The sequence below is a fragment of the Sphingomonas bacterium genome (assembly GCF_903643035.1).
Taxonomy (GTDB): domain Bacteria; phylum Pseudomonadota; class Alphaproteobacteria; order Sphingomonadales; family Sphingomonadaceae; genus Sphingomonas.
Genome location: NZ_CAHJWW010000112.1, coordinates 1 through 8,998 on the forward strand (window position 1 = coordinate 1; position 8,998 = coordinate 8,998).

The 8,998-nt window shown below is 68.6% G+C and carries 8 protein-coding genes; 3 read left to right on the forward strand and 5 right to left on the reverse strand.

The genetic code is table 11. The features are described 5' to 3' along the window. Nucleotides 1-85: 85 nt before the first annotated feature. Both cysK and HUV01_RS08510 read right to left on the reverse strand, forming a co-directional pair. The gene (gene cysK, locus HUV01_RS08505) at nucleotides 86-1,006 is read right to left on the reverse strand and encodes a cysteine synthase A (RefSeq protein ID WP_174297861.1); all 921 of its coding nucleotides are present in this window, start codon (nucleotides 1,004-1,006) and stop codon (nucleotides 86-88) included. Further along, nucleotides 1,003-2,307, reverse strand: coding sequence for an MFS transporter (locus HUV01_RS08510; RefSeq protein ID WP_174297862.1), 1,305 nt, complete (start codon nucleotides 2,305-2,307; stop codon nucleotides 1,003-1,005). The genes cysK and HUV01_RS08510 overlap by 4 nt, the downstream gene beginning before the upstream one ends. A 200-nt stretch (nucleotides 2,308-2,507) precedes the next feature. Between HUV01_RS08510 and pdhA the strand changes: the two genes are divergently transcribed. Both pdhA and HUV01_RS08520 read left to right on the forward strand, forming a co-directional pair. After that, the gene (pdhA, locus tag HUV01_RS08515; RefSeq protein WP_174297863.1) at nucleotides 2,508-3,554 is read left to right on the forward strand and encodes a pyruvate dehydrogenase (acetyl-transferring) E1 component subunit alpha; all 1,047 of its coding nucleotides are present in this window, start codon (nucleotides 2,508-2,510) and stop codon (nucleotides 3,552-3,554) included. A 106-nt stretch (nucleotides 3,555-3,660) separates the two neighbouring features. Beyond that, nucleotides 3,661-5,103: a pyruvate dehydrogenase complex E1 component subunit beta gene (locus HUV01_RS08520; RefSeq protein ID WP_174297864.1), complete on the forward strand. Its 1,443-nt coding sequence runs from the start codon at nucleotides 3,661-3,663 to the stop codon at nucleotides 5,101-5,103. A 63-nt stretch (nucleotides 5,104-5,166) separates the two neighbouring features. Here the strand turns inward: HUV01_RS08520 and HUV01_RS08525 are convergent, their stop codons facing one another. From HUV01_RS08525 to HUV01_RS08535, 3 genes are read right to left on the reverse strand one after another with little or no spacing between them, the layout of a single operon-like run. Continuing rightward, nucleotides 5,167-5,949 carry a TadE/TadG family type IV pilus assembly protein gene (locus HUV01_RS08525; protein ID WP_254606512.1) on the reverse strand — a complete coding sequence of 261 codons (783 nt, stop codon included), beginning with the start codon at nucleotides 5,947-5,949 and terminating at the stop codon, nucleotides 5,167-5,169. Beyond that, on the reverse strand, nucleotides 5,946-6,551 hold the full coding sequence (locus HUV01_RS08530) for a TadE/TadG family type IV pilus assembly protein (RefSeq protein WP_174297865.1): 606 nt from the start codon (nucleotides 6,549-6,551) through the stop codon (nucleotides 5,946-5,948). The genes HUV01_RS08525 and HUV01_RS08530 overlap by 4 nt, the downstream gene beginning before the upstream one ends. Beyond that, entirely contained in the window at nucleotides 6,548-8,677 is a 2,130-nt protein-coding gene (locus tag HUV01_RS08535) for a TadE/TadG family type IV pilus assembly protein (protein WP_174297866.1), read from the reverse strand. The genes HUV01_RS08530 and HUV01_RS08535 overlap by 4 nt, the downstream gene beginning before the upstream one ends. An 81-nt stretch (nucleotides 8,678-8,758) precedes the next feature. Here HUV01_RS08535 and HUV01_RS08540 point away from each other — a divergent pair. After that, nucleotides 8,759-8,998: squalene/phytoene synthase family protein (locus HUV01_RS08540; protein WP_368040011.1), on the forward strand; the 240-nt coding region annotated here is incomplete at its 3' end.

The following is an 8,998-nucleotide window of genomic DNA, read 5'->3' on the forward strand; positions in this document are numbered from 1 at the left end:
GTCGGCGGCGCGGGCCGGAGCCGGACGACCCGGCGATCGTCGGCGAGGTCCAGCGGGGCGGCGTCCGCGCGCGTGGACGCGGCCATCAACCTTCCGGCAGGAAGTCCGGCACCGACAGGTAACGCTCCCCGGTATCGTAGTTGAAGCCCAGCACGCGCGCGCCGTCGGGCAGGTCGGGCAGCTTCTGAAGGATCGCCGCCAGCGTCGCGCCCGACGATATGCCGACCAGCATGCCTTCCTCTCGCGCGGAGCGGCGGGCCATGTCCTTGGCGACCGCGGCGTCGACCTCGATCACGCCGTCGAGCAGGTCGGTGTGGAGGTTCGCGGGGATGAAGCCGGCGCCGATGCCCTGGATCGGGTGCGGGCCGGGCTGGCCGCCGGCGATGACGGGCGACGCGGCGGGCTCCACGGCATAGACCTGGAGATGCGGCCACTCGGCGCGCAGCACCTGCGCCACGCCGGTGATGTGGCCGCCGGTGCCGACACCGGTGATGAGGACGTCGATCGGCGTCCCGGCGAAGTCGCGCAGGATCTCCTGGGCGGTCGTCGCGACATGGACGTCGATGTTGGCGGGGTTGTCGAACTGCTGCGCCATCCAGGCGTCGGGCGTCGCGGCGGCGATCTCGATCGCGCGTTCGATCGCGCCCTTCATCCCCTTCTCGCGCGGGGTGAGGTCGAAGGTCGCGCCATAGGCGAGCATCAGCCGGCGGCGCTCCACGCTCATGCTCTCGGGCATGACGAGGATCAGCCGGTATCCCTTCACCGCCGCGACCATCGCCAGGCCGATGCCGGTGTTGCCGCTGGTCGGCTCGACGATCGTGCCGCCGGGCTTCAGCCGGCCGTCCGCTTCCGCCGCCTCGATCATCGCGAGCGCGATGCGGTCCTTGATCGATCCGCCGGGGTTCGACCGTTCGGACTTGATCCACACTTCCGACTCCGGGAAGAGCCGGGCCACACGGACCACGGGGGTGTTGCCGATCGTGTCGAGGATCGTGTCGGCCTTCATGGCTTTGTCTCCAGTGCGAGGGCTTTGCCGTCGTCGGTCAACGACGCCGGCGGGTCGAAGGTCCGCGCCCGGCGCAGCGCGGGGAACAGGAAGGTCCACAGTATCGTGACGGCGATCGCGCCGCCGCCGCCGACCAGCACCGCGCCGATCGGCCCGAGCGCGGACGCAAGGAAGCCCGACTCCGCCTCGCCCAGTTCGTTCGAGGCGGATATGGCGAGCTGCGACACCGCGCCCACCCGCCCGCGCATCGCGTCGGGGGTATGGAGCTGGACGAGGCTGGAGCGGATATAAACCGAGAACATGTCCGCCGCCCCCGCGATCGCCAGCGCGGCGAGGCTGAGCGGCATCGCGAAGCGGGTGGTGACGTGGCTGGCGAGGGCGAAGACGATCGTCGTCGTTCCATAGACGATCACCGACCACAGCATCTTGGGGCCGACGTTCGTCCTCATCGGCCGGATCGAGAAGACGACGGCGGTGATCGCGGCGCCCGCGGCCGGCGCCGCCGCGAGCAGGCTCAGCCCCCGCTCGCCGACATGCAGGACGTCGGCCGCATAGATCGGCAGCAGCGCGCTCGTGCCCGCCAGGAACACGGCGAACAGATCGAGCGTGATCGATCCGAGCACCAGCTTGTTCTGTCCGACATAGGAGAGCCCGTCCAGGATCTGGCGCACCGGATGCGCTCGCGCTTCGCTCGCCGGCAGCGGCACGGGCGTGATCCGCAGCACCGCAACGAGCGCGGTCGCGAACAGCCCGGCGGCGACCGCATAGGCCGCGGTGGGCGCGATCGAATAGGCATAACCGCCGATCGCCGGGCCGACGATGCCCCCCGTCTGCCATGAAATGGAGGACAGCGCGATCGCGGTCGGCAGCACCTCCCTGGGGACCAGATTGGGCGCGAGCGCCCCAAACGCCGGCCCCGCGAACGCGCGCGCCAGGCCCAGCAGCACCGCGATCGTGAAGACGATGCCCAGCGTCATCGCGTCGGCGAAGGTCGCCGCTCCAAGCGCCGCCGCACACAACAGCTGCAGGAACACGGTGACGCGCACGATGTGGCGCCGATCGAACCGGTCCGCGATCAGCCCCGTGACCGGCGTCGTCAGGAACAGCGGCAGGAACTGGCACAGGCCGATCAGGCCGAGCTGCGTGGCGGCGTGGCTCTGGTCCATCGTCCGCCGGGCGATCGCATAGGCCTGCCAGCCGATCACGATTATCATGCCGTTCTGCGCCAGCGTCATCGCCAGGCGGGCGATCCAGTAGGCGCGGAAGTTGGGGATGCGGAACGGATGGGGAGGGGAATGCATGCGCCTTGCGCCATAAGCGCCGCCGGGCGACAGGGGAACAGGGGAACAGGGGAACAGGGGAACAGGGGAACAGGGGTACAGGCTTCGCCGGCGCCCGCCGGGCCGTGGCGTCCGGATCATGATCCACGCGCGTCCCGCCGTTGCCCTTGCCCGCCGTCCGCGCCTATAGCGACGGCTTTACAGCATGAGGTCCTACCATCGTGGCCCAAGCCCCCGCCAGCCGTATCGCCGCCGAGCCGCCCCTTCCCAACTGCGAGCGCCCGGGCGAGCCTGCGCCCTATGACGCCAGCAAGGAAGAGCTTCTGTCCTTCTACAAGGACATGCTGCTGATCCGCCGCTTCGAGGAAAAGGCGGGGCAGCTCTATGGCCTGGGGCTGATCGGCGGATTCTGCCACCTGTATATCGGTCAGGAGGCGGTCGCGGTCGGCCTTCAGCGAGCCCTGTCGGACAAGGACAGCGTCATCACCGGCTATCGCGACCACGGCCACATGCTGCTGTCCGGCATCCCGCCGAGCGACGTGATGGCGGAGCTGACGGGTCGCGCCGCCGGCATCTCCAAGGGCAAGGGCGGCTCGATGCACATGTTCAGCGTCGAGCACAAGTTCTACGGCGGGCACGGCATCGTCGGCGCCCAGGTGTCGCTGGGCACGGGGCTCGGCTTCGCGCACAAGTATCGCGGCGACGGGGGCGTCTGCCTCGCCTATTTCGGCGACGGCGCCGCCAACCAGGGGCAGGTGTACGAGAGCTTCAACATGGCCGAGCTGTGGAAGCTGCCGGTCATCTACGTGATCGAGAACAACCAGTATGCGATGGGCACGTCCGTCAACCGCGCGTCCAGCGAGGACCAGCTGTACCGGCGCGGCGAGAGCTTCCGCATCTCCGGCATACAGGTCGACGGGATGGACGTGCTGGCCTGCCGCGGCGCGGCCGAGGAGGCGCTAGCCTGGGTCCGTGCGGGCAAGGGGCCGATCATCCTGGAGATGAAGACGTACCGTTATCGCGGCCACTCGATGAGCGATCCCGCCAAGTACCGATCGCGCGACGAGGTGCAGGCGGTGCGCGACAAGTCCGACCCGATCGAGCATGTCAGGAAGCTGCTGGAGACACAGGGTGTGGGGGCCGACGAGCTGAAGAAGATCGAGACCGACATCCGCCGCACGGTGAACGAGGCGGCCGACTTCGCCGAGCAGACGCCCGAGCCCGATCCGGCCGAACTTTATACCGACGTGCTGGTGGAAAGCTATTGATGACGCCCGTCGTCATCGCGAGCGCGGCGAGGCGACCCGGCGTCGCGCGCGAACTTCCCGATTGCTTCGCTGCGCCCGCAACGACGCCCCTTTGCCTGGTGAACTGATGCCGATCGAGATCAAGATGCCCGCCCTGTCGCCGACGATGGAGGAGGGGACGCTTTCGAAATGGCTGGTCGGCGAAGGCGACGCGGTGAAGTCCGGCGACGTCATGGCCGAGATCGAGACCGACAAGGCGACCATGGAGTTCGAGGCGGTCGACGAGGGCATCGTCGGGCGCATCCTGGTCGCGGAAGGGACCGATCATGTGAAGGTCGGCACGGTGTTAATGACGCTGGCGCAAGAGGGCGAGAGCGCCGACGCAACGCCAGAGTCGGTGCCAGAACCGGCCGCCGCAGCCGAAAGCCGCGCGGGCGAGGACGCGACCGTCGGCGCGAGGGCGGAGCAGCCCGCCGATCGCGTGGCGGAGGGCAGCGTGCCCGCCCAGGTGCCGACCGGCGTGCGCCAGCTGTTCGAGGCCGCGAGCCGCGATGCGGCGGGCGACCCCGAGATACCCGCCGGCACCGAGACGGTCCGCCAGACCGTGCGCGAGGCGTTGCGCGACGCGATGGCGGAGGAGATGCGCGCCGACGACCGCATCTTCGTGATGGGCGAGGAGGTCGCGCAATACCAGGGCGCCTACAAGGTGACGCAGGGCCTGCTCGACGAGTTCGGCGACGCGCGCGTCATCGACACGCCGATCACCGAATACGGGTTCGCCGGGATCGGCACCGGCGCGGCGATGGGCGGGCTTCGTCCGATCGTCGAGTTCATGACGTTCAACTTCGCGATGCAGGCGATCGACCACATCGTCAACTCGGCGGCCAAGACGAACTACATGTCGGGCGGCCAGATGCGCTGCCCGATGGTGTTCCGCGGGCCGAACGGCGCCGCGTCGCGCGTCGGCGCGCAGCATTCGCAGAACTATGCGCCCTGGTACGCCAGCGTTCCCGGACTGATCGTCATCGCGCCCTATGACGCCGCCGACGCCAAGGGATTGCTCAAGGCCGCGATCCGGACCGAGGATCCGGTCGTGTTCCTGGAGAACGAGCTGCTCTATGGCCGCAGCTTCGAGGTGCCGAAGCTGGACGACTGGGTGCTGCCGATCGGCAAGGCCCGCGTGATGCGCGAGGGGACGGGCGTGACGATCGTGTCCTATTCGATCGGCGTCGGCCTGGCGCTGGAGGCGGCCGAGAAGCTGGCCGGCGAGGGAATCGAGGCGGAGGTGATCGACCTGCGCACGCTGCGCCCGCTCGACCGCGACACGGTGCTGAAAAGCCTGGGCAAGACCAACCGGCTGGTGGTGGTGGAGGAAGGCTGGCCGACGTGCAGCATCGCATCCGAGATCGCGATGCTGTGCATGGAGTACGGCTTCGACGACCTCGACGCGCCGGTGCTGCGCGTGACGAACGAGGACGTGCCGATGCCCTATGCCGCCAATCTGGAGCAGTTGGCGCTGGTCACGTCGGACAAGGTGGTGAGCGCGGTGAAGAAGGTCTGCTACCGCTGAGGGCGGGGTGCGGACGCCCCGGCCCCGGCCCCCGCCCCGTCACGTGCCCCGTCACGCATCCCGTCACGCACTGTAGAGGTCGCAGGTCGACGGCTTCGTCGCGGGCGTCGTGACGGGATTGAAGAGCTGCGAGAAGTCGCGGTTGTCGCGCACGATGAACGACGCGATATAGTGGATGCGGTTGCCGCCCGCCGTCAGATAGGCGGAGATGAGCGGCTGGTACTGATAGTTGACCTCGATGAACATCACCGCGCCGTCCGGCGGCGCGTTCACCGTCGTGTTCGCGTCTCCCATCCCGCCAAGCTGGAACGTGCCGGCGTTGGCGGCGGTGGCGTCGGTGCCGGCGGTCGCCATCGGCGTGGCGGTGCCGTAGTGCGAGTTGTAGGCCGCATCGGCGGCCCTCTGGCCCATCTTCCCCAGACAGCGTTGCCAGTGGATGCGCTGCACCGCGGTCAGGTCGTAGTTCGGCTGCTTCACGTTCTCCAGGCTGGATATGATGATCCGGCCGTTCGTCGTCAGGTTGATGCCGCCGCCCTGATAGCGCGCGGCCTGCAGCACGTCGTTCACGTCGACTTCGCGGAGCTGCTGGACATTGGCCTTGGTCGCATTGACCGGCGTGTCGCCGACGCGGGCGGCGTCGTCGGCTAGGTTGAGCGTGATCTGGCTGACGCGCAGGTTGACCAGCGCCAGGTTCGCCGTCTCCACGCCGTACAGGCCGGCGCCCAGCAGCAGCGGCGCCGTGAAGGCGAACTCGAGCAGCGCCAGCCCGCCGCGGTCGTCGCGCAGGCGCCGGGCGAACGAGGCCAGCCGCGCGACGTGCCGGGCGGGGAGGCGGGCGACGCTCACGGGCAGTTCCCCTGGATGGTCGTCGTCGTCGCCTGGGCCGCATAGGGCTGGTTCTTCAGCAGGGTGGCCGCCTGGATCGTCGCGGTCGGCGAGAAGCCGAGCAGCCCCGCGACCGGAAACAGCCGCTGGTAGGTGATCGTCATGGAGTAGAGCGTGACGGCGTTCGCGCTGCCCTGGCCGCTGGCGCCCGGATTGGCGTCCCATACATGGTTGGCGTTGACGTCGGTGAACGACTCCCCGTTGTCGCAACGCTGGTTGTTGTTGGTGTCGACGAACGGCTCGGGCGCGACCTCGGTGAAGTTGTCGTAGGTGTACCGCGTCGAGCACCAGGTCGCCGCGGTGGCGCTCGGGCACGACTGGGTCGGCGCGGGCAGCAGCGTGTTCATCATCGCCACGACCTTGCCGTCGATGGTGGACGTGGCGGCGGACTGGATCGTGGAGTCGCGTCCCGCCTTCTGCACCACGCCCGACAGGATCGACTGGACGTACTGCTGATACAGCAGGTCGCCCAGCCCCATGATGGCGAGGATCATCACCGGGCAGACGATCGCGAACTCGATGATCGTCGCGCCGCGCGCGTCGCGCAGGAGGCGGACGATCATTGGGAGATCCTGAGCTTGGCGATCTGCGCGGCGATGTTCTGGAACTTGGTGTTCAGGTCGTCGCCCTTGGCGGTGACGAGCGACTGGGCCGACGTCGTCGCGCACTGCTGGAGGGGGGCGGTCGCGGTGGTGTTCGTCGTCAGCATGATCGTCCAGACGCTGACGTTCATCGCCCTCGCCTTTGCGCATTCGGCGAGGAACCGGGCGTTGTGATAGGCGGTCTGGTTGGTGTTCGGGTTGCTCGACGTCGGGCTGTAGTCGCCGTTCGTCACGCGCTTGTCGAAATATTCGAGGCCGTACATGCCGTACACGCTGAGCGACGGCGACATCGCGCCGTCGGTCAGGAAGATGATGACCTTGTTCGTCGGCACCGCGCCGGGCTGCGGCGTGAGGTCGCTTCCAAAGGGGCCGACCGTCGACAGGAGCCGCGTGCCCCAGATCATGCCGGTGTCGTGATAGGTGCCGCCCAGCGGCACGAAATCGCTGGCGTTGACGTAGTTGGCGACGTCCTGCTGCGTCAGCACCGACACGCGGCGGATGGGTTTGCCGCAGGCGATTGAACCGCCCGCCGCGAGGACGCCGTTGCCGTAATATTGAAGCGAGAAGGCGTTGGGCGCGTTGCTGCTGTAGTAGAAGGACGTCTTGTCGGTGTCGCCGGCGTTGCCCGCCGAGTCCATGGCGTTGCCGGTGCTGCCGAAGAAGGTGCCGCCCGATATGCTGTAGTTGCGCCAGTAGATCACGTCCGGCCACATCGGACGCCAGCGCGTGTCGTCGTTCGTGGGAGCAAGATCGGGATCGAGGTCGGCCGGCAGCGAGGTGGGGCTGAAGGTCATCACGCCCGGCGTGGTCCTGCGCTCCTCGATGCAGCCTTGCCAGCTGCTGGTGGTGCCGTCGAGCTTGCTGGGATCGCTCACCGATCTGTTGACCAGGAAGTTGCGGACGTCGAACGGGATCGGGCCATAGGTCCACGACGGTCCGTAGGTCGTCGTCGTGACCTGGCATTTGGCGGCCTGCGCGCTCCATGCCCTGGTGGCGATCGTCGCGCTGCTGCCGGCGTTGAACGTATAGGGCTGACCCGTCGCCGCGGCGGGCGTGCGGGTCGATCCGGTGCAGTTCGACTGGCTCGTGCCGTCGGTGGTCGTGACGGGATTGGGGTTCTGGCTGGTGCTGGGCACCACATACTGGCTGTTCGTGTTGGCGGGGTCGATGTAGCGCGACTGGAAGGTCCAGGTCGTGGCGCCGCTCGACCCCGCGCCGCCGATCATGTAGCCGGGGCTGGCGTTCATGATCGCCTTGCCCGCGTTCACCGTGGAGCTGTACGGCACGAAGCCATAGCGGATCCGCGTCTGCGTCTTGGCGATGTTGTTCGTGACGGTCGCGGCGAAGTTGATGACCGCGGTTCGCACGGCCGCGATCTTGGACCCGCTCTTCTCGGGCACCGCATAGCTGGTGGAGCCGGGATAGCCCGCGACGCTGTCGTTCGCGCTGCCGGTGTCGCCGTCCGACGCGTTGAGGGAGGAGTCGGCGGGACGGGTGTAGGGCTTGGCGGCGTTGTTCTTCACATAGGTGTCGCAGTCGGCGTCGGTGTCGCCGGGCAGGCACGCCATCGACCCCGTCGTGTCGAGCACGAAGACGATGTCGGTGTCGGGCGTGTCGTAGCGCGCCTGGCAGGTGACCCTGATCGTCTGGGTCTTCGCGCCGAACGGCAGCATCGCCATCAGCGTCATCGGCACGTCCACGCTCGCATTGCCCTGGACCTGGTGGTCCGACGTGTCCGCGGACACGAACGGATAGGGCGCCGTGGCGTTCGTGAAGGCCGGCGTGCCCATGTACCCGCTGCTGAAGTTGTTGGCGAAGAACGCCTTGCCCTGCGCCTGCGCCGCGGTGTCGAGGGACGTCAGCCCGTTGGTCGCCATGCTCTTGCGCGCCGCGAGCGCCCCCGTGTCGCAGGCCTGCTGGAGGCGGACCTTGACGACGTACAGGCGCGCGGTGTCGACCGCCGATCCGGCGAGCCCGAGGATCGGGATCAGCGCGGCGGCCATGATCGCCAGCGTGTTGCCGGCGACGTCGCGCCGCAACCGGCCGATGAAGCCGCCGCCGCGATCCGGTCTCCTGCGCCACGCCATACGGCCATCCCGTCCCGATGCTGTCGCGGTCCGGGACGATCGCCCGGGCATCGCCCCGCCGCATCCGCTACAGGAAAGACAATGAAGAACCCGTTAGAGCCCCCCGCCGCCGCCGCCGCCCCCGATCCCGCCCCCGATCCCGAGCGCGCGCTGGTGCTTAGCTATGCGCCGGCGGACCGGCGCGCGGGCCTGGCGGCGCTGCTGGCGCTGGACGCGACGCTGGCGCGCATCGTATGGTCGGCGCGCGATCCGCTGATCGGGCAGATGCGGCTCACCTGGTGGCACGGCGCGCTGTCGGCTCTGGACGAGGGCGTCGTGCCG

What these genes read in the sequence shown, in the direction of transcription:
- cysK (WP_174297861.1), bottom strand. Translation starts at nt 1,006, where the DNA reads ATGAAGGCCGACACGATCCTCGACACGATCGGCAACACCCCCGTGGTC.
- HUV01_RS08510 (WP_174297862.1), bottom strand. Translation starts at nt 2,307, where the DNA reads ATGCATTCCCCTCCCCATCCGTTCCGCATCCCCAACTTCCGCGCCTAC.
- HUV01_RS08520 (WP_174297864.1), top strand. Translation starts at nt 3,661, where the DNA reads ATGCCGATCGAGATCAAGATGCCCGCCCTGTCGCCGACGATGGAGGAG.
- HUV01_RS08530 (WP_174297865.1), bottom strand. Translation starts at nt 6,551, where the DNA reads ATGATCGTCCGCCTCCTGCGCGACGCGCGCGGCGCGACGATCATCGAG.
- HUV01_RS08535 (WP_174297866.1), bottom strand. Translation starts at nt 8,677, where the DNA reads ATGGCGTGGCGCAGGAGACCGGATCGCGGCGGCGGCTTCATCGGCCGG.